Origin of the sequence: Okeania sp. SIO3B5, assembly GCF_010692555.1 — a bacterium.
GTDB lineage: Bacteria > Cyanobacteriota > Cyanobacteriia > Cyanobacteriales > Microcoleaceae > Okeania.
Window position 1 is genome coordinate 4,936 of record NZ_JAAHHG010000097.1, and the last position, 21,581, is coordinate 26,516.

At 38.0% G+C, this 21,581-nt stretch carries 12 protein-coding genes and 1 pseudogene; 7 read left to right on the forward strand and 6 right to left on the reverse strand.

The window, feature by feature from the left end:
* Window positions 1-463: pseudogene (locus F6K54_RS15395) on the reverse strand (hypothetical protein); the annotation flags it as partial.
* 657 nt (window positions 464-1,120) lie between these two features.
* On the opposite strand from F6K54_RS15395, the gene F6K54_RS15400 reads away from it, so the two are divergent.
* Window positions 1,121-1,705 (forward strand): PAP/fibrillin family protein, encoded by a 585-nt coding sequence (locus F6K54_RS15400; RefSeq protein WP_293078918.1) that lies wholly within the window; start codon window positions 1,121-1,123, stop codon window positions 1,703-1,705.
* 401 nt (window positions 1,706-2,106) lie between these two features.
* On the opposite strand, the gene F6K54_RS15405 is transcribed toward F6K54_RS15400, so the two are convergent.
* Both F6K54_RS15405 and F6K54_RS15410 read right to left on the reverse strand, forming a co-directional pair.
* Window positions 2,107-2,685, reverse strand: a complete 579-nt coding sequence (locus tag F6K54_RS15405) for a hypothetical protein (RefSeq protein WP_293078920.1) — start codon at window positions 2,683-2,685, stop codon at window positions 2,107-2,109.
* A gap of 327 nt (window positions 2,686-3,012) precedes the next feature.
* A complete protein-coding gene (locus F6K54_RS15410; protein ID WP_293078922.1) occupies window positions 3,013-4,107 on the reverse strand; it encodes a ParM/StbA family protein in 1,095 nt (364 codons plus the stop codon).
* Between the two features lie 2,013 nt (window positions 4,108-6,120).
* On the opposite strand from F6K54_RS15410, the gene ftsH2 reads away from it, so the two are divergent.
* Complete coding sequence (gene ftsH2 / locus F6K54_RS15415; RefSeq protein WP_293078924.1) at window positions 6,121-8,007, forward strand: ATP-dependent zinc metalloprotease FtsH2; 1,887 nt, start codon at window positions 6,121-6,123, stop codon at window positions 8,005-8,007.
* A gap of 183 nt (window positions 8,008-8,190) precedes the next feature.
* A complete protein-coding gene (locus F6K54_RS15420; RefSeq protein WP_293078926.1) occupies window positions 8,191-8,361 on the forward strand; it encodes a hypothetical protein in 171 nt (56 codons plus the stop codon).
* A 16-nt stretch (window positions 8,362-8,377) separates the two neighbouring features.
* Here the strand turns inward: F6K54_RS15420 and F6K54_RS15425 are convergent, their stop codons facing one another.
* Complete coding sequence (locus F6K54_RS15425) at window positions 8,378-8,515, reverse strand: hypothetical protein (RefSeq protein WP_293078928.1); 138 nt, start codon at window positions 8,513-8,515, stop codon at window positions 8,378-8,380.
* A 917-nt stretch (window positions 8,516-9,432) separates the two neighbouring features.
* Between F6K54_RS15425 and F6K54_RS15430 the strand changes: the two genes are divergently transcribed.
* From F6K54_RS15430 to F6K54_RS15445, 4 genes are all read left to right on the forward strand, one after another.
* Window positions 9,433-10,740: an aminopeptidase P N-terminal domain-containing protein gene (locus F6K54_RS15430; protein WP_293078930.1), complete on the forward strand. Its 1,308-nt coding sequence runs from the start codon at window positions 9,433-9,435 to the stop codon at window positions 10,738-10,740.
* 309 nt (window positions 10,741-11,049) lie between these two features.
* Window positions 11,050-13,305, forward strand: a complete 2,256-nt coding sequence (locus tag F6K54_RS15435) for an ATP-binding protein (protein WP_293078932.1) — start codon at window positions 11,050-11,052, stop codon at window positions 13,303-13,305.
* Window positions 13,306-13,311: 6 nt separating this feature from the next.
* The gene (locus F6K54_RS15440) at window positions 13,312-13,767 is read left to right on the forward strand and encodes a response regulator (RefSeq protein ID WP_293078934.1); all 456 of its coding nucleotides are present in this window, start codon (window positions 13,312-13,314) and stop codon (window positions 13,765-13,767) included.
* Between the two features lie 1,233 nt (window positions 13,768-15,000).
* Window positions 15,001-19,395, forward strand: a complete 4,395-nt coding sequence (locus F6K54_RS15445) for a response regulator (protein WP_293078936.1) — start codon at window positions 15,001-15,003, stop codon at window positions 19,393-19,395.
* A 200-nt stretch (window positions 19,396-19,595) separates the two neighbouring features.
* Here F6K54_RS15445 and F6K54_RS15450 read toward each other — a convergent pair whose 3' ends face one another.
* Together F6K54_RS15450 and F6K54_RS15455 are read right to left on the reverse strand one after the other, a co-directional pair.
* Complete coding sequence (locus tag F6K54_RS15450; protein WP_293078938.1) at window positions 19,596-19,787, reverse strand: hypothetical protein; 192 nt, start codon at window positions 19,785-19,787, stop codon at window positions 19,596-19,598.
* Window positions 19,788-21,061: 1,274 nt separating this feature from the next.
* Window positions 21,062-21,427, reverse strand: a complete 366-nt coding sequence (locus tag F6K54_RS15455) for a translation initiation factor (RefSeq protein ID WP_293078940.1) — start codon at window positions 21,425-21,427, stop codon at window positions 21,062-21,064.
* Between the last annotated feature and the right edge of the window lie 154 nt (window positions 21,428-21,581).

Below are 21,581 nucleotides of genomic sequence, written 5' to 3' on the forward strand. Positions count from 1 at the left end.
TTGGCTGTGGCACTACTGGTTGTGGATTTACTGTTTCCTGTACCACAGTTGGCTGTGGCACTACTGGTTGTGGATTTACTGTTTCCTGTACCACAGTTGGCTGTGGCACTACTGGTTGTGGATTTACTGTTTCCTGTACCACAGTTGGCTGTGGCACTACTGGTTGTGGATTTACCGTTTCCTGTACCACAGTTGGCTGTGGCACTACTGGTGTTTCCTGTACCACAGTTGGCTGTGGTACTACTGGTGTTTCCTGTACCGTAGTTGGTTGTGGCACTACTGGTTGTGGATTTACTGTTTCCTGTACCACAGTTGGCTGTGGTGCTACCGGTTGTGGATTTACTGTTTCCTGTACCGTAGTTGGTTGTGGTACTACTGGTTGTGGATTTACTGTTTCCTGTACCACAGTTGGCTGTGGCACTACCGGTTGTGATTGGCTGTTTGTTTGTTGTTTTTCTTCCATATATCCTCAGTCAAGGAATTTTATTGACTTCTCACCCGACTAAAGTACGGGTGATTCTAAGCAGTTGTTCCGAATCGGTTTCAAAACGCGATTCTTCATAGCTACTAGCTGTCACTGGGATAATTAGTTTTTTCCAGTGGTGGTAGTCAAAAACCACCTACAGACTCAAATATGCTGACTCCGAATGCCACATACATCGCCCTTACTTTTATCTCGCTTTCAGAGTAGTTTTACTCAAGGAGTGAGCTATAAATCCCTATCCTTGCTGCCTGTTTGTCTGTACCTTAGTCTTGGTAGAACCATGCTACTAGTTTCTTACCGACAGGAGTTTCACCCCTACTAGCAAAGAGTCTATGGGACAAACTTTGTCCCTACTCGCATTCATTGGAATTATGCCACGTTTTAGGATACTTGGGAATAAATTCCCACAACTTGTTTTCATCCAAGGGCTAAAGCCACTTGGTTTTCAACTACACGTTTTTTTTGTAAAATTAATCCAAGTAGTAAGCCGATCTAAATTTTTTGCTACTGTTAAAGATATCGTTAAAATTGCTTAATACCCGGATATCCGATGAATGTTTTTGAAATTTTCTTCTTCTGCAAATAAAAGAAAATTGCCAGCTTAGAATCAACGTAGATTGACAATAAACAATAATTATGATATATAAATCCAGATTAATAGAGACAATTACAGGAAAAAATCGTGGTTTACTAGCAAGTAAAAATGACCAACAAGTAATTCTAGCAGCGATCGCTCAAGTAGAAGATTATAATCCCAACCCTCGTCCCTTGGAAGCAAAAGAACTATTAAATGGCAATTGGCGATTACTTTATACTACCAGTCAAGAATTACTACGCATTGATAGTTTTCCTTTCCTGAAACTAGGAGAGATTTATCAATGTATCCGAGTCCAAGATACAGCAGTCTATAATATTGCTGAAGTATCTGGTTTGCCTTTTTTAGAAGGAATAGTTAGTGTTGTTGCTCAGTTTGAAGCTGTGTCAGAAAAGCGAGTAAATGTTAAATTTAATCGCTCAATTTTGGGTTTACAAAGTTTAATAGATTATCGATCGCCTAATAAATTAATTGCCGAAATAGAATCAGGGAAAAAATTTACTGCTGTTGATTTTAATATACAAAACCGAGAACAAAAAGGATGGTTAGATATTACATATTTAGATGAAGATTTACGCATTGGAAGAGGCAATCAAGGCAATGTATTTGTACTAATTAGAATTTAGAATTTAGAATTTAGAATTACCTCTTCTTAATAAACTAAGAGGATTAGAGCAAAGGATTTTTTTTCTTTTTTCTCCACGAATGGAGAGGTTTTATACCTGAACTTTTCGGTAATATTAACTAATTTTTGTGAATGATGATTCAAGAATTTAGAATTTAGAATTAACTCTTCTTAATAAACTAAGAGGATTAGAGCAAAGGATTTTTTTTCTTTTTTCTCCACGAATGGAGAGGCTTTATGCCTGAATTTTTCGGTAATATTAACTAATTTTTGTGAATGATGATTCAAGAATTTAGAATTTATAATTACCTCTTCTTAATAAACTAAGAGGATTGGAGCAAAGGATTTTTTTTCTTTTTTCTCCACGAATGGAGAGGCTTTATACCTGAATTTTTCGGTAACTTAGAAATCTTCTATTAGAGAACTTAAGTGCTGCAATAAAGGATCTGCATCCGTTGTTGATTCTTTAACAGATAAATCTTCTTCTGCTTTTGATTTAGTAGAAGTTAATTCTTCTGAATCTTCTTGAGCTGATTTAGTAATAGGTATTTCTATCTGTGATAACTCTGCCTTAAAAGTCTCCATAACTTCAATTAATTTAGCATCTAAATTTAATTGAATTTGACTCAACTGTTGATTCAATTGATTCAAGTGTTTTTTTAACTCATTTTCATTTGATTGAACTGTATTATTAGATGTCTTCAATTCTTCAGAAACCAACTTTGTTTCTAACTCAGCAAAATGTTTGGTAAGCCTCTCATAAATCCGATGTTCTAGTCGTTGTAAATTAGACGCAGATTGAGTTAATTCTATCGATGATGAAGATACATCCAAAAATTGCCATAGAGCTTGTTTACAAAGATTGCTAAAAGTTCGATATTTGTGAGAATTTAACTCTTTTTCTATAGCTGCTAATAATTGCCGATCTGCTGCCTCTTCGGTAAAAAAGACTTCTTTTTTCTGATTTTTTTCCCAAAGCATCAGGTAATATTTTTGTTAATTTAATACGAGGACAGAGAAAATAAATTTTCTACTGTGCCCCCGTTATTTTTTAGTTCCAGAACTAGAAAAAACTACACAGGAACCTCAGTGCTATACTTACAGAAGTTTTCGAGTCTTGGAGGTACAAAGTTTTATTGCCCCAGGGAACAGGGAATAGGGAATAGGGAACAGGAAATATTAAGAATAGTCTATACTGTACCTCATGCTTCCTCAAAAGCGTTGTAATTATAAACTGAATTTTAGTACCTGAAGTTATCTAAAATTCCTTAGATGGTACAACCTCAAATATCTTTGTAATGTTAAAACTTATCTAGATATTGCTAGTTGAGCCTCTCCATAAATATATTGTCCCAGAGCATTTGCTTCTCTAGATGGTTGAGCTAAATGAGCTTTAAGACCTGCCTCTTGTAATAACTTTTCCAAATCTTCCTGGAAAAATGCTGCACCACCGCCAGTCATAACAACATCTGTCACCCTTTCTGGTATCCATTTAATCAAACGGTCACAGAGTTTAGCTGCAAAAACTTTACGCAATTCGGGCACAACACCATCAAGATTAATAGGTTTTGTCGCTCCTTTGGGACGATAGGAACGCTGGCCTTCTGGTTTATGGACTGCTTCTAGCAAATATAAAGACTGAGCATCTGCTCCCTCAATCTTAGAAGCCACATCTTCATAAAATTGGCTCATGGCAAAAGGTTCACTCTTAGAAGCAGCTCTAGCAAACCGAAAACGGTCTACCATTAAAAAGTCCGTAGTTTGATGGCCAATATCAACAATAGCAAGAGATAGTTTGGGTAACTCTGGCTTAAATTCCTTGCCATTGTTAGCTTCAGACCATAGCAAGCTACCATATCCCTCTGGCATGACCCAAACCTTATTAATTCTAATTTCGATGGGTTCGCTACCTCGATAAGACATTTTATGAGGACATTGTAATTGACTAACAATCTGTTCCTTTTCCTTTTCAAATTGCTCTTGGGAATAAAATGGTAAACCCATCACAACTGAAAATTCGCCCTTGAGCTGAAAATAACCAACACAGGCCAAAATTTTAATGAGAGCATCTTCAACTTTGGACTTGGCAAAAGAGCGTTCATCACCGAATAGATTGGCCCCAAAATCAGCAGCCAACTGACCTACAGCGTATCCAGAGCCTTGATATTCCAGCCACATATCTAATAGTGGGTCTGTAGGTTTAGACTCAAAATTACCCGATCTGACTTGTTCTAAAGTTAATTGTTTGACATTAGCTGGAATAAAAACTACAGCATTGGGAGTCCGACTAACACAAGCTTTACTAGCTGTCCGTCCTAAGTCCACACTCAGGATTGTTTTTTTACCGACACTTGGTGGTTTCTGGGTCAGCATTGCTGCTGCGGCTGGCTGTTTAATAACCATTAGGTTGTATTACCTCACTAAACTTTTAAATCAAAATACTGCCGTTGTTAAAATCCTAAGTTATTTGATTAATTAAGACCTACGGCATTAAGCGAATAAAATCGCTGAATAAAATTAACATAGAAGGTAGAAGTAAACTACTTTCAGAAGTTTCAGTCAACTAGAGAATGCACACTCTATACTTTTATACCTTCACTTCTGCAGTACGGGAGATATCCCATATCAGGTGTGAGACCTTCCTCTATTTCACGCTTGTTAAAACAAGCGAGTATTTTAGACCGCTCGGTTGAAAAGTGGAGATTTTCAGACTTTCTCTAGATAGCTTTTTGGTCAAACCTGTTCTTTTGAGCCGAGGACATATAGCTAACTAAATATAATATTTAGATATTAGATATTAGTCCGGTCAAAATTATTATTAAAGCATCGTTTCACGAAGCTGCCTCAATTAATTAAACAAGTTAATGACACTTTGCAGGAATTGTTATTAGAATTTCTAATTTAATTAAAATAACTCTCCATGAATTTAGCATCTTAAGTTAAAAATGTTTAGCACATATATAAGGAAAAGGAAAAAAGTTGATTTTTTGACTGTGCCTCTGTTCACTTCTTAAGTAAGCAAAACATCTAGGCAACTAGAGTAATTCCCTACTTCTAACAAAATGACTTTATATTCATTTAAAGATTTAACCTGAAATTAATATTTCCTTCTTAATATTTCTAATAATACCCTTCGCTTATTTTTTGACCCAAACCGTAGGATTTCAGTATTCTCTCCTCAATAGAAATCTCCAAAAATCAAAAATCAAAGCAATTCCGGTCTATAAAATTGTCAATTATTTATCAAAATAATTGGGGTTTGCTGAAAAAGTCTTATGGGTGAGGGTAGGAGACAACCCACCCCTCGCCCCTCCCCCTCCAAACCCACCCCTAGCCCCTCCCAGGAGGGGAGGGGAAGACAGGAGAAAAGGGAATTTAGAGGAGGTAGGAGCTAAGTTTTGTCCCAAGATTGTTCTGCCCAACTATGCGCCTAAAATACGCTCCTTTTCGAGCGTGAAGAGCTGAAAACCAGGCACTTTTTAAAGGCCCAAAAAAGGCTAAAACCTTTATCTGTAAATACTTTTAGATTTAATCAGCAAGCCCTAATTGGGTCGCGCAACCCCAACTTTTAAGGCGAAATATTTTTGGAGGTTTGCTCAAATCCCCTACTTCCCCTCCTGGGAGCTATGCTTTATAAACATCTTTCTTAACATAAAAATTGACACGCATAGACAAGTTATGTTCAAGTCTTTAAAAGGTTTTTGTCAGAGAAAAAGTGTATTAAAAAGTACATTTTTTTTGATAACTTAAGTAGTTTTTCCCCTCTACTATGATTCTTTCTCCTTTCTCCTTTTTCCCCTCCTGGGAGGGGCGAGGGGTGGGTCCCCTGCTCCCCTGCTTGCTACAAGGTTTTCAGGAGTTCCTTATCAGGGATAGTCCTGGGAGGGGGAGGGGCGAGGGGTGGGTTAACTTCTGACTTCTAACTTCTAACTTCTAACTTCTGACTTCTTTAACCCTGTTCCCTATACATAGTAATCCGCCCATTGATTGTGACAATTTTTATGATAGTTAGTTTCAACTGAAAACCTTTAAAATTATGACTCCTGACTCATGAATCCTGACTCCTGACTCCTAATTTCTTTGTGTCAATGCCAGGAGATTTGTTCAGGAAGTCCCAGTAGTTGCCCTAATGTCTATTGTTAAGTTACATTTAGTTAAGATTATGAGTATTTCTTGGCTGCTGAACTAGCAGTGTCAGTGCCAGTAGCTCATGGGCAAACCCCAAGACCGCGCTGACTTACCCGTGAAGCAAACCTTTAGAGCTGAAATGGTCTACCCCGAAGGCAGGTACATTCTTTGCCTTTGGCTAACATTCCGTAGGAAAGCTCTCCCAAATCAGGTAGGTAAAGATGTCAAGAATGTAAAAAATCACGCTATCTATTTCAATTCAATTTTACTAAAAGAGGCCAATAATTTATGAAAATTTCTTGGAGAACAATTGTACTTTGGAGTTTACCAGCTCTACTCATCGGTTTTTTTGTCTGGCAAGGAGCATTTTCCCCAACAGTAGCAAACATAGGTAACAATACCGCCAGTACCCGAATGAGCTATGGTCGATTCTTGGACTACTTACAAGCAGATCGAGTTACAAGCGTAGACCTTTATGAGGGTGGCCGTACAGCTATTGTTGAAGCAGTTGATCCACAACTAGATAATAGAGTCCAACGACTACGAGTAGACTTACCAGCCAATTCTCCAGACCTAATTTCTCGTCTACGAGAAGCAAATATCAGCTTTGACAGTCATCCTCCACGCAATGAAGGGGCAATATGGGGCTTATTAGGAAATTTGATTTTCCCAGTTTTATTGATTGTCGGTCTATTTTTCCTCTTCCGTCGCTCCAGTAATGTTCCTGGTGGCCCTGGACAAGCAATGAATTTTGGTAAGTCTAAGGCCCGCTTCTCCATGGAGGCAAAGACAGGTGTACTGTTTGATGATGTGGCTGGGGTTGATGAGGCCAAGGAAGAATTACAAGAAGTTGTGACTTTCCTCAAAAAACCAGAAAGATTCACTGCAGTGGGAGCCCGAATTCCTAAAGGTGTACTGTTAGTTGGCCCTCCGGGAACTGGTAAAACTTTGTTGGCCAAGGCGATCGCTGGTGAAGCTGGTGTTCCATTTTTCAGCATTTCTGGTTCGGAATTTGTGGAAATGTTTGTGGGTGTGGGTGCTTCCCGCGTTCGCGACTTATTCAAAAAAGCAAAGGAAAATGCTCCTTGTATTATATTTATTGATGAAATTGATGCGGTGGGTAGACAACGTGGTGCTGGTATCGGTGGTGGTAATGATGAAAGAGAACAAACTCTTAACCAGTTACTGACGGAAATGGATGGTTTTGAGGGTAACACTGGTATCATTATTATTGCTGCTACTAACCGCCCTGATGTATTAGATTCTGCATTATTACGTCCAGGTAGGTTTGACCGTCAAGTTAGTGTTGATGCTCCGGACATTAAAGGTCGTTTGTCAATTCTGGAAGTTCACGCTCGCAACAAAAAGATCAGTGAAGAAGTATCTCTAGATGCGATCGCTCGTCGTACTCCTGGTTTTACAGGTGCAGATTTGGCCAACTTGCTGAATGAAGCTGCAATTTTAACTGCTCGTCGTCGTAAAGAAGCAATTACTATGCCGGAAATTGATGATGCTGTAGACCGGGTAGTTGCAGGTATGGAAGGAACTCCACTCATGGATGGTAAGAGCAAGCGATTAATTGGTTATCACGAAATTGGTCATGCGATCGTTGGTACTTTGATTAAAGACCATGACCCGGTGCAAAAAGTTACTTTGATTCCCCGTGGTCAAGCTCGTGGTCTCACCTGGTTTATGCCCAGTGAAGACCAAGGTTTAATCTCTAGGTCACAAATTTTGGCTCGTATTACTGGTGCTCTTGGTGGTCGCGCTGCTGAGAAGGTTATTTTTGGCGATGCTGAGGTGACAACTGGTGCTGGTAATGACCTCCAACAGGTTACGGGGATGGCACGTCAAATGGTGACTCGTTATGGTATGTCCGATCTTGGTCCGATGTCTCTGGAAACTCAACAAAGTGAGGTGTTTTTGGGTCGCGACTTAATGACTCGTTCAGAATATTCTGATGAGATCGCTTCTCGTATTGACGATCAAGTTCGCACTATTGTTGAGCATTGTTATGAACACGCTTGTAATATAATGCGTGAGAACCGGGTTGTTATAGATCGTTTAGTTGATTTGCTCATTGAGAAAGAAACTATTGATGGTGATGAGTTCCGACAAATTGTGGCTGAGTACACTAATGTGCCAGAAAAAGAACGTTTTGTTCCCATCATGTAAGCAATTCAGCTATCAGCTATCAGCTATCAGCGTAATTGAGGTTTTACACTTCAATTAATTTAGTAGGTTTATCGTAATAGATTACCTGATTTACTAATAGTTGAAGTGAGAAATATAGTGTGTTAAAAAAGAACTGAAAGTTAAGTAGTTTTTGTGCTTAATTTTTGGTTCTTTTAATATAGTGTGAAGAAGGAAGAAGGAGGAAGGAAGAAGGAAGAAGGAGGAAGGAAGAAGGAAGAAGGAAGAAGGAAGAAGGAAGAAGGAAGAAGGAAGAAGGAAGGTTTTAGTTTTCTAGGAGACAAAGAAGAAGGAATAAGAAAGAAGGAAGTCTTTAGTTTTCTAGCAGAGAAGTAATATCAAGCTGCACTGATTAACCACAATATAAAAAGATGGCATACTCCTCAAGAGTCATCTTAAGATGACTTAAACTATTAGCCAAGGATTTCAATCCTTGGCTTGGCGAGCCATGCCATCTGCCAGGGTTGGTGAGGTTGGCGAGCCATGTCATATCATGTCCGGTTGAATAGTTACACTTTGGAGGAGGTAAGGCAGAAGGCAGGAGGCAGGAGGCAGAAGGAAAGAAAAGGTTAGAAGGGAAAAGGTTTTTTTTATCACTGATTATCCGGACATGATATCATCCGCCAAGAGCCATATCATCCGCCAAGCCATATCATCCGCCAAGCCATATCATCCGCCAAGCCATGTCATCCGCCAAGAGCCATATCATCCGCCAAGCCATATCATCCGCCAAGCCAAGAAACTTATTTCTTGGCTCAAAGCAGAAGTCATCTAAAGATGACTGAAGATAGCTTATACCAATTCCCAAAAGTAATGCTATACTTGGGCAATACTTCAGCTATTAAGTAATTAACACTAGCCAAATAACTTTTTTGCTAATTTTAGCTATGTTAATGTTAATTATTATAATGTTTACTTCTCCCCCACTCCCCTACTCCCCTACTCCCCTGCTCAAGAAAGCGTAGAAAAGTTTTTGAGAAATGGTATTATTTATTATGGCTAATTAGGGTTTGCTGAATAAAGTCTTTTAGTAGGTGTAGGAGACAGGAGACAGGAGATATGAGACAGGAGACATGAGACAGGAGAAATGGGAATTATAGAGGAGGTAGTCGGAAAAATTGTAAGAGTGATTTTTCTGCCATAATTGTCCCAAAATACTAGCTTTTTGAGCTTTTTGAGCCGAAAAGCTGGCACTTTTTTAGAGCAAAAAATGCTAAAACCTTATATATGTCAATGCTTTGGTATTTAATCAGCAAGCCCTAATTAAATTTATTATGACTAATTAATGAGACTTGATATAAGAATGTTTTTTCTGATAAATTTTTCCCTGTTCCCTGTTCCCTAAAACTTTTATTGTGGGTATTTTCAAAATACATTCAAAATACATAAATATTACTTCTAAAAAATATGACAATTTCAACAGAATATAAACAAAGACGCGAACAATTAATGGCAAAAATTGGCAATGGTACGGCTATTTTTAGAAGTGCGCCGATGGCTGTCATGCACAATGATGTAGAATATGCCTATCGTCAAGATAGTGATTTTTTTTATTTAACAGGTTTTAATGAACCGGAGGCAGTAGCAGTTATTGCACCACACGATGAAAAGCATAAATTTGTTTTGTTTGTCCGACCAAAAGACCCAGAAAAAGAAACTTGGAGTGGTTATCGGACTGGTGTAGAAGCTGCTAAGGAAAAGTATGGTGCTGATGCAGCTTTTTCTATTAATGAACTGAATAAAAAGTTACCTGAATATTTGAAAAAGGCCGACAAAATATATTATCGCTTAGGACGCGATCGCCACTTCAATGAAACAATTCTTCGACATTGGCAAAATTTAATGCGAGTCTATCCGAAAACTGGTACGGGACCGATCGCTATTCAAGATGCGGGTACGGTTTTACATCCGATGCGTCTGATTAAAAGTGATGTGGAATTAGAACAAATGCGGAAAGCTGCTGATATTGCTGTTGATGCTCATAACCATGCGATGAGGTTTGCCAAAGCGGGGCAGTTTGAATATCAAGTTCAAGCGGAAATGGAGTATATTTTTTCTCGTCATGGAGCGACTCCAGCTTATCCTTCTATTGTTGCTTCTGGTGCTAATTCTTGCATTCTTCATTATATAGAAAATAATCGGCAAATGCAAGAAAATGATTTGTTGTTAATTGATGCTGGAGCTGCCTACAATTATTATAATTCTGATATTACTCGGACTTTTCCTATTAGTGGCAAGTTTACACCAGAACAAAAGATTATTTATGAGTTGGTTTTAAGAGCGCAACAAGCAGCAATTGCTGAAGTAAAACCAGGAAATCCTTATAAACAATTTCACGATACAGCAGTACGAGTATTAGTGGAAGGTTTGATTGATTTAAAATTGTTAAAAGGTAATATTGACGAAATAATTGAAAAGGAAAAATATAAGCATTTATATATGCACAGAACCGGACATTGGTTAGGTTTAGATGTACATGATGTGGGTGTTTATCAGTGGGGAGAAGAACCGCAAAATTTACAACCAGGACAAGTTTTAACTGTGGAACCTGGTATTTATATAGGACCGAATATTAAATCAGTTGAAGGTCAACCAGAAGTATATGATCGTTGGCGTGGAATTGGAGTGAGAATTGAGGATGATGTTTTAGTTACCGCAGAAGGAAATGAAGTATTAACTGCAGGAGTTCCGAAGTTAGTTGAGGAATTATATTAGACATCTCCAGAAAAGAGGGAACAGGGAACAGGGAACAGGGAACCCACCCCTAACCCCTCCCAGGAGGGGAACAATTGATAATTTCTGGATAATAATTGATTGTCTTTTTAATTTTTGGAGATGTCTATTAGGGAGCAGGGGAGATTGAAGTAATTATAGAATTTTCAGAATTATTCAGCATCAGTATACCATTAATTCATGGTAATTGGTATTAAAAGCTGAAAATTTACACAACACCAAATTTTTCCTTCTTTCTTCCTTCTTCCTTCTTCCTTCTTCCTTCTTTATGCCAACTTAAAACTAGAAGTAATGAACAATAAAATTGAAATTGTAACAGCAGATAAAGTAAATTTAACTAATTGCGACCGCGAACAAATTCATATTCCTGGTTCGATTCAACCTCATGGGGTATTGCTAGTTTTAAAAGAACCAGAATTGGATATTATTCAAGTTAGTAATAATACAAAAGATTGGTTAAATGTTCTCCCAGAAGATCTGCTCAAACAAAATATTAAATATCTATTAGAGCCTCAACAAATAGATTCTATCCGTAATAGTTTAACAGGAGATTTTGAATATTTAAACCCACTAAAATTATCTATAAAATGTGGGGATGAAACCAAATCATTTAACAGTATTGTTCATCGTAATAATGGAGTATTAATTTTAGAACTTGAACCTTGTGAAATTGAATTAGAACAAGATTTTTTCCAATTTTATCAACTCACTCGTCGCACTATTACTCAGATTCAAAAGTCTGCAAATTTACAGGAACTTTGTTCAATTGTAGTTAAAGAAATCCGTCGATTGACAGAAGTAGACCGGGTGATGATCTATAGGTTTCATCCCGATAATTCCGGTGAGGTAATTGCAGAAGATAAATGGGAAAATTTAGAATCATATTTAGGTTTACATTACCCTGCCAGCGATATTCCTGAATCATCACGACATTTGTATAGTATTAACTATCTGCGGATTATTCCAGATATTAACTATCAACCAGTAGAGTTGTTGCCTAAAAATAATCCTTTGACTAACCAACCCCTAGATTTAAGCTTTTCTGTGTTGCGGAGTGTTTCCCCAATTCATATAGAATATCTCCAGAATATGGGTGTAAAAGCTTCTATGTCAATTTCTTTATTAAAAGAAGGAAAGTTATGGGGATTGATTGTTTGTCATCACTACTCAATTAAATATATTCCCTATAATTTACGAACAGTTTGTGATTTTTTTGGACAAGTAATGTCTGTTCATATTACTACAAAAGAACAACATGATAATTTAGATTATAAAATTTATCTAAAATCTCTACAGTCTCAGGTAATAACAGATATTTCTGAGTCTGAAAATTTATTAATGGCCTTCACAAATATTGGAGAAAAATTATTAACAATAGTAGGAGCAACAGGAGCAATAGTTTATGGGGAAGGAGAACTGCAAAAAATAGGAAAAACTATCAAAGATGAAGAAGTTGAACCTTTGCTTAATTGGGTCATAACTCAAATAAATACTGATGTATATTACACAGATTATTTGGCAAAAGTTTATCCTCCAGCTAATAAATTTAAAGAGATTGCTAGTGGCTTATTAGTGTTAGAAATTACCAAAGTTAAAAAAAATTATGTGTTATGGTTTCGCCCAGAGGTAAGTCAAATAGTTAATTGGGCTGGAAATCCACAGAAACATGGCAAAGTTGAATTGGATGGTAGCATCACACTTCTGCCTCGGAAATCTTTTGCAAAATGGCTCGAAATAGTTGAATGTCATTCTCTTCCTTGGCAATCTTATGAAATAGAAGGGGCACAAGAACTCAAAAGTGCAATTTTGGGGATTTTAATGAGCAGAATAGATAAATTAGCAGAAATAAATCTAGAATTAGAACAAAGTAATAGTGACTTAGATTCTTTTAACTATATTGCTTCCCACGATCTTAAAGAACCTTTACGAGGTATTCATAATTATGCTACATTTTTGATGGAAGATTATGGTGAAATTCTTGAGGCAGATGGTCAGCAAAAATTACAGACTTTGGTGCGTTTAACTCAACGGATGGAAGATTTAATTAACGCTTTATTGTTTCTTTCTCGTTTGGGTCGTCAGGAACTTAACAAATCTCCGATTAATTTGAATGAATTAATTGAAAATGTGGCAGAAGTTATTAGAATGAGTAAACCTAATGAATCTATTGAAATCATAAAAAAGCATGATTTGCCAGTAATTTACGGTGACAATATTCTTATGGAAGAAGTCTTTGGCAACTTAATTAATAATGGGGTGAAATATAATCAAAAAACTCATAAAATTATAGAAATTGGTTATAAATACACGGAAGAATATTCCTGTTTAATATATGTTAAAGATAATGGCATAGGTATTAGAGAAAAGCATATAGATACAATTTTTAAACTTTTTAAACGATTACATGGAAAAGATAAGTTTGGTGGCGGTACAGGGGTAGGTTTAACAATAGTCAAAAAAATAATTGAACGTCATGGTGGTAAAATTTGGTTGGAGTCTAATTATGGAGAAGGAACAACATTCTATATCAAATTATCGGAGTATTAATCATCAATGAGTGAATTACTAAATAAGCAAAAAAAAGATTTATCTCTGCTCATAGTTGAAGATAGTGAGGAAGATTACACTACATTGATCCGACTTCTGAGGAAACAAGGTTTTGAGTATCCTATATATCGCTGTGTAGATGGAGATGACGCATTAGATTTTGTTTTCCAGACAGGAAAATATTCTCCTGAAACAGCTCCTCGTCCTACACTGATTTTAATAGATTTAAATCTGCCAGGAACTGATGGACGAAAAGTAATTGAAATTATCAAGAATCATCAACAATTAAAAATTATCCCTATAGTTGCATTTTCAACTTCATCAAATACCAAAGATATTCAAATTTGTTATGAATACGGAGTTAATAGCTATATAGAAAAACCAGTGAGCATTAAAGTTTTTAGCAAAAACATAGAAGATTTTTTATCATATTGGTTTGAAACAGCTATTTTACCTATATAGTATCGTTAATATTTTTACTTAAAATACCACTGCATATGTTATATTTTCAAAATCAGTAAATCATGAACAAGAATTACTTTAATGTAGGGCTTGCTGAATAAATAGGGCTTGCTGAAAAAGTCTTTTAGTAGGGGTAGGAGACAGGAGACAGGAGACAACCCACCCCTAACCCCTCCCAGGAGGGGAAGACAGGAGAAATGGTTCGGGAGCTAGGAGGTAGAAGTAAGAATTGTACCTCAATTTTTCTGTCATAATCATCCCAAAATACTAGCTTTATGCAGCTCTTGCCACCGAAAAGCTAGTACTTTTTCCAGACATAAAATTGCTCAAACAAATATCAGTCAATACTTTCAGATTTAATCAGCAAACCCTAAATAATACCATTTCTCAAAAACTTTTCTACGCTTTCTTGAGCAGGGGAGTAGGGGAGTAGGGGAGTGGGGGAGAAGTAAACATTATAATAATTAACATTAACATAGCTAAAATTAGCAAAAAAGTTATTTGGCTAGTGTTAATTACTTAATAGCTGAAGTATTGCCCAAGTATAGCATTACTTTTGGGAATTGGTATAAGACGTCTATACATTCTTGTTCAACACTATTTATATTAGACATCTCCAGAAAAGAGGGAGTAGGCAGTAGGCAGTAGGGAGAAAGAATTGATATTTTATGTGTGAGAATTGATTTTATTTTTGATTTTTGGAGATGCCTATTGAACAAAAGGAAAAACTCCGCCAGATATTTTAGATTTAGATGCGCCTTATTAATATTAGAATATTTGCCGTGCTAGTACAATAACTATTTATTTTATATAGAATCCGGTTATATAGTATATGTTGATAATTCTATAATTACTTCAATATTTAATCTCCCCCACTCCCCCCACTCCCCTACTCCCCTACTATACAATAACTATTCAACCAGATTCTATATTATGCCTAGTATTGCGTATTGCGTGATTTTAACTATTAAACTATAATCTACAATATATTTTAGGGTGATAAATACAGTAACAAAAACTTGTTAACTATTTTTAAAAGATTAGGAAATCGATCAAATCAAGAAGTTTACTTCATTAACTTACCAATCTAAATATTTAGTATATCTAGCTGTAGTAAGCTTAACCATTAATAATTGTGGCCTGATTAGGTTGAATACCCTACCATCACTCGCATTGTTATCACTCATACTGACTACTTCCTCCTGACTACTTCCTCAAAAAAGAAGCACAAAAATGCCCAACTCAAGCTATAGCAAAATTCCCCATGGTGACAGCAATGTTAACACACCTGAAGCCTTATCACCGAAAATAACTATTTTACTTCTAGATGATTCTGAGGTCGATCGTCTCACCTACATTCGTTATCTGACATCAGATCCAGACCGCACTTACCACATAATAGAAGCGGAAACTTTAGAAGAAGGAATAGAAATGTGGCACTCGGAACGACCAAATATAGCCTTGATTGATGTAAATCTACCGGATGGAGATGGGTTGGAGTTCTTAGAAGCAATTGCCACTCACTACCCTAAAGCTCAATTACCTGTAATTGTGTTAACTGGATTGGGCGATGAGCGGGTTGCAGTACGAGCAATGAAACTAGGAGCAGCAGATTATCTGGTCAAGGGAGATATTACAGCTACCTCGTTATACGCCTGTATTAGTCAAGTTTCTGTTCGGACCACGATGCTTACTCAGCTAGAACTGAAATCTGCAATCATTAGGAATCCCCTGGTTGTTAATCCGGATACAACAGTCAGAGAGGCCATTACCTTAATGAATAACCAGCGATCGCTTACCAGTGAGGCCAAAAAAGCAGATGGGCCAGAAAAAGATCCTCATCAAGGGGCAAGGTCAAGCTGTGCTTTAGTAGTTGAGGATGGGCGGGTCGTAGGTATAATGACTGAGTGGGATGTAGTCCGCTTAAGTGCCCAGCAACAACCCATAGACCGCTTGGTAATGAGCCAGATTATGACACCTTCTGCCATTACCCTACCTGAGTATGATTTTACCGATTTATTTTCTGTAATTAACCTGCTTCAGCAGCATCAGATTCGTCACTTGCCGATTCTAGATGAGCACGAGCATCTGGTTGGATTAATTACCCACGATAGTTTGCGACAAATTTGCCAACCAACTGACCTGCTACAACTACGTCTGGTGTCCGAAGTAATGAACCGTAAGGTGGTTTGTGCCACACCGAAGACATCTCTGTGGACAATTGCCCAACTGATGAGCGATCGCCATATTAGTTCAATAGTGATTGTGGAACCTAGTACAGAATCACTGCAAATTCCAGTGGGGATACTGAGTGAGGCAGATATGGTTAGATTTCAGGCATTGGGTCTAAATCTAGAAAATTCCATAGCAGAGGAGGTGATAAGTCAACCGCTGCTGACAGTTAAACCAGAAGCGTCACTTTGGACTGTGCAAAAGATTATAGAAGAACACAACATCCGTCAGTTAGTGGTTAAAGGAGAACAAGGAGAGCTTATAGGCATTGTGACACAGAGCAGTGTCTTGCAAGCTATCAATCCTTGGGAAGTTAGCAAATTGATGGAAGTTTTGGAACAACGGGTAGTGCGTTTAGAGGCAGAGCGAATCAAACTACTGGAAAGTCGGACTGTTGAACTAGAAAGCTTGGTGGAAGCAAGAACTAATGCTCTCAAAGCTAAGGCAGAACGCGAAAAATTAATGATGACTGTAGCAGACCAGATACGGTCGTCGCTGGATTTGCAGAAAATTCTTGATACAGCAGTACGAGAGATTCCCTCGCTGTTGCACTGCCATCAGGCAATGGTTTACCAATTCCATCCTCAGTCTTCTGATACTGTGGTTGCTAAGTCAGTTGCTGAAGGTGAGCGATCGCTATTGGATGCAGAATTTGCCCATATCTGGGTGACACCTGAATGGATGGAGCAGTATCGCCATGGTCAAATTCGGGTAGTAAATGACGTATACGAATCAGCTATAAGTCCAGAAAATCAAGAAATTCTTGTAAGTTCCGGTCTTTGTGCTACCCTGGTTGTGCCAATTATAGTAGAAAAGGAACTGTGGGGTCTGATTCTCGCCAGCCACGATCGTGCATATCTCTGGGAAAAAGATGGTATCGATTTACTACAACGATTATCTGTTCACATTGCCATTGCTATCCAACAGGGAAAAGCATACGAACAAATAAAGGTTGAACTAGAAGAACGGCGACGAGCAGAATCTGCCTTGAATAAGATCGAAACTCGTTACTCAACATTAGCTGCAACTGTTCCAGTGGGAATTTTTCGTACCGATCTGAGAGGAAACTGTACCTATGTTAACAACCGCTGGAGTCAGATTGCCGGGATATCTGTAGAGGCAGCAACTGGAACTGGATGGCAGCAGGGGTTACACCCTGACGATCAAGTGATGGTTACAACGGTCTGGGAGCAATTTCTTCAAGACAAGCATTCTGGCCAAATGGAATATCGCTTGCAACATCCTGACGGTACTGTGAAGTGGGTGTATGCACAAGCAGTACCAGAATGGGATACTGAGGGGCAGAAAATCGGTTATGTTGGCACAATTACTGATATTAGCTGTCGTAAACAAGTTGAAGAAACTCTACGCAAAAGTGAAACTCATTTAAAAGCAGCACAAAAAATAGGTAAACTGGGGAGTTGGGAATTCAATCTAACAACGGGCGTAGTTGCTTGGTCTGACGAAACTTTCCGTATTTTTGGACAGTCGCCAGAAGTGAAAACTCTAACTTATGAAGATTTCCTAGAGCTTGTCCATCCTGAAGACCGCGAGGGTATAGACCGTGCAGTTCAGGCTACCATAGCAACTGCTCAACCCTACAAAATCGAATGTCGCATCTCTCAACCGAATGGCTCTTTGGTTTATATCTCCGCTCGTGGCAGACCTCTGCGGGATATCTCCGGCAAAGTAACGCATCTCATAGGTACGATACAGGATATCACAGAGCGCAAATTAGCTGAACAGCAGTTGCGAGAAGCAAAAGAAACTGCCGAATATGCTAACCGTGCCAAGAGCGAATTTTTAGCCCTGATGAGTCACGAAATCCGTACTCCGATGAATGGTATTCTGGGACTCACTCACTTGGCTTTACAAACCGATCTTACCAACTACCAGCAGGACTATCTCACCAAAATCCAGAGATCCGCCCAATCATTGTTGGAAATCATCAACGACATCCTGGACTTTTCCAAAATCGAAGTTGGGAAACTGGAACTGGAATCTATCTCATTTGAATTAGTTCAAATCCTGAATCAAATCAACAATGTTCTTGGTCTAAAAGCTGCTGAAAAAGGGCTGGAACTATTATTTCAGGTTGAGGAAGGGATTCCCCAATATTTAATTGGAGACCCACTACGCTTAACTCAAATTTTGATGAACCTGGTGAGCAATGCTATCAAGTTCACCGAAACAGGTAGCGTTACCATTAGAATTGAACTACTCACTTATAGCCAGGAAACTGTTTGCCTAAAATTTCAGGTGCAAGATACAGGAATTGGTATTAGTCCTTCTGATCTGGAAAAACTATTTCAGTCCTTTACCCAGGTGGATGCTTCTACCAGTCGCGAGTACGGTGGTACAGGACTCGGATTGGCGATTTCTAAGGGTCTTGTGAACATGATGGGTGGCATCATTGGTGTTGAGAGCGAACTCGGTAAAGGTAGTATATTCTACTTTGAGCTAGAACTAGGCGATCTCTGGGAGCCTGCCAATAATGATGATTATCCGGTACACACTGATCCTCCTATAGAGACTTCATTGATCTGGATGGAAGAATTTGAGAAAATTCAGGGGTCTAATATTCTACTGGTAGAAGACAATGCAGTGAATCAACAAATTGCCAAGGAATTGCTGCAAAAGGTGGGGTTTATAGTAGATTGCGTAACTAATGGTCAAGAGGCGATCGCTAAAGTTATGGAACAGATTTACGACCTCATCTTGATGGATATTCGGATGCCAGGAATTGATGGACTAGAGGCCACTCGGCGTATCCGTTCTCTGGCAGAGGAAGACAACAGCGCAACAGAATGGTTTGCCACAGTGCCAATTATTGCTATGACAGCTAATGCTATGGATATAGATAAAGCTAAAAGTTCGGCAGCGGGGATGAATTATCATCTATCCAAACCTGTTAACCCGCAAGAGTTATATGAGACTCTCCTGAAGTGGATTATTCCAACTAACAGTTCCTCTGTACCGACGAATAATATCTCTTGTCTTTTCTCTGAAAATACTTCTGTTCCAGAGACTGATAAATTATCTCTACCTGGTCTGAATATCAATTTGGGTTTAGAGTTTACGGGTGGTGATTGGAGTGATTATCTGGACATTCTGAGAATCTTTCAAACCTCTCAACAAAAGTATGACACTGAAATCCTAACAGCACTAGACTGCGGAGATTTGAAGCAAGCGCTATATTTGGTTCACTCCCTCAAAGGAGCAGCAGGTAACATTGGAGCAGATATTCTCTACAAGTCTGCTGCCTCTCTACATCGGGATCTACGAAGTGAAACTCCCGATCTGGAAGCTTTATCTACCAAAGCTTTAATCTTAGCTCAACAGTTTCAGCAAGTATTAGAGAGCATTGATATACTTCTGGATAAATTCACGGGTTAGTCAGTAGAGTAGAGTAGTTATATCAAATCTGGGTTATTTCAGTTATCAGTTAACAGTTATATGGAATCCGGATAATTAGTTGATGAAAAACTTTGTACCTTCTCACCTTATTCTTTCCCTTCAGCATAGCTGCCTTCTGCCTTATGCCTTCCTTGTACTGAGAAATTCTGTGTAATGAACAATTGGACTTGAGAGCAAATCTAATATCTCGGCTCCAAGAATTCTCCGTTAATAGAAGAGTTATTAGAAGTATCCTCAGGTAACCAACGACATTCTAATTTTCCTGCTTCTATTTGAGGTACTTTAATAGCAAACCCGTTACCATTACCTACCATAGAAAACCCAAAACCAACAGAAGTTCCTAGTAATACTAAAGCAACTGTTCTAAACATTTATATATCTCCACTAAATATAAGTTTAATTACTTCTTATTTAAAACTACAAAGCCAAAATCAAAATTCCGTAACAATTATCGATCTTAATATTAGCTATATAAATCTTATTGGCGCATTTATCTCTAATAATTCATGCTTTGTTGATACAGTGTATTCCACTTGGGTGAGGTACAATCACGCGAGCAAGATGCTTCTGAGCGAGCAAGATGCTCGGACTGGGAAGATTAAATTATTAATATCTGTACTTCATCTACTTGGAATTTGCCGTAAATATCTACAGTACCTCTGTTATATTTTCCTGATTTGATAATTACAAGCAGTTTTAGTATTATATAGACTAGATATTAAAGCAAATTACAGTGGGGAAGAATAGCTCAAATTCATGAGAAATATAATACTAATTTGATAAATGTTTGTTACAAATAGTAGGGACGTTGCATAAGGGCGTCCCTACGAAAGAAGGAAGAGGGAAGATGGAAGATTCGAGGGTTTAATACCAATTCCCAAAAGTAGTGCTATACTTGGCTGAAACTTCAGTTATTAAGTAATTAACACAGGTTTAATAACTTATTTCCTAATTATTAGCAAGTTAATGCTAATTATTCTGATGTTTGTCTCTCCCCCACTCCCCCACTCCCTGACTCCCCTACTTAAGAAAATGTAGAAAAGTTTTTGAGAAATGGTATAAGTCCCCCACACTTATTTGAAAAAATTAGTGGTGCGCCTTTTATGGGGATTTGAATCCCCCATTATAGAAGCCCTGATCGTATCTTTGCAAAGGAAGGGTTTTTAGGCAAAGAAGTATTGATATTTAATTACATAGCATAGATAGATATCTCCAACAATCAAAAATCAATTCAATTATTGCACTCTTATATCATGTCGGGATAATAGCGTGATAAAAACCTTTTTCCCTTCTAACCTTTTCTTCCCTTCTGCCTCCTGCCTCCTGCCTCCTGCCTTCCTTCCTCCAAAGTGTAAGTATTCAACCGAACATGATATTATTCATCAATTCTTTCCCCCTACTCCCTACTGCCTATGCATGGAGGAGATGCTTAATAGATCCCATTTGGGATCTATATACCTTGAAAAGCTGACTGCTGATAGCTGAGTGCTGATATCATGTCCGGTAGCATCGGAGCGTGTATAAAATTAAGGTGACAATGGAAGAAAACCTTCTGCCTCCCCCCCTTTCAAAGGGGGGTAGGGGGGATGCCTCCTGCCTTCTGTACACCAAAGTCTATTCAACCGGACATGATATGACTGCTACTTCAACCACCGCTAATTTTAGCTTTGTAGCCCAATTTAGTTAAAATCTCCAGTAACTTCTGCTTATGTTCCCCCTGAATTTCAATTTCATTATCCTTAAGAGTGCCGCCCGCACCACATTGATTTTTAAGTTGTTTCAGTAAAGCTGTCAAAATTTCCTGGTTCGACTGAAACCCACTAATAATTGTAACTGTTTTTCCTTTGCGACCTTTGCGGGATGCTTGTACTTTTAAATTTTGCTGATTTGGCGGTAAGTTTGGTACTGCTCTTTCTATTGCTGGGGAGGTGGCATTATTACCAAACTCTGAGTAAACTACACGATCGCCTTTAGTATTCATATTAGAGGAATTATTTTTTGAACGACTCATAACTTTTAAGGAATATTATTTAGATTACTAAATAACCAGTATATCACGTGTTAAGCCAAGTAGAATAAGTCTTGTCAAGCTTAGTTCAACAATAGGAATATACAGCAGATTCCAAGTATATGAAGTACAGATATTAACAATTAAATCTTCCCAG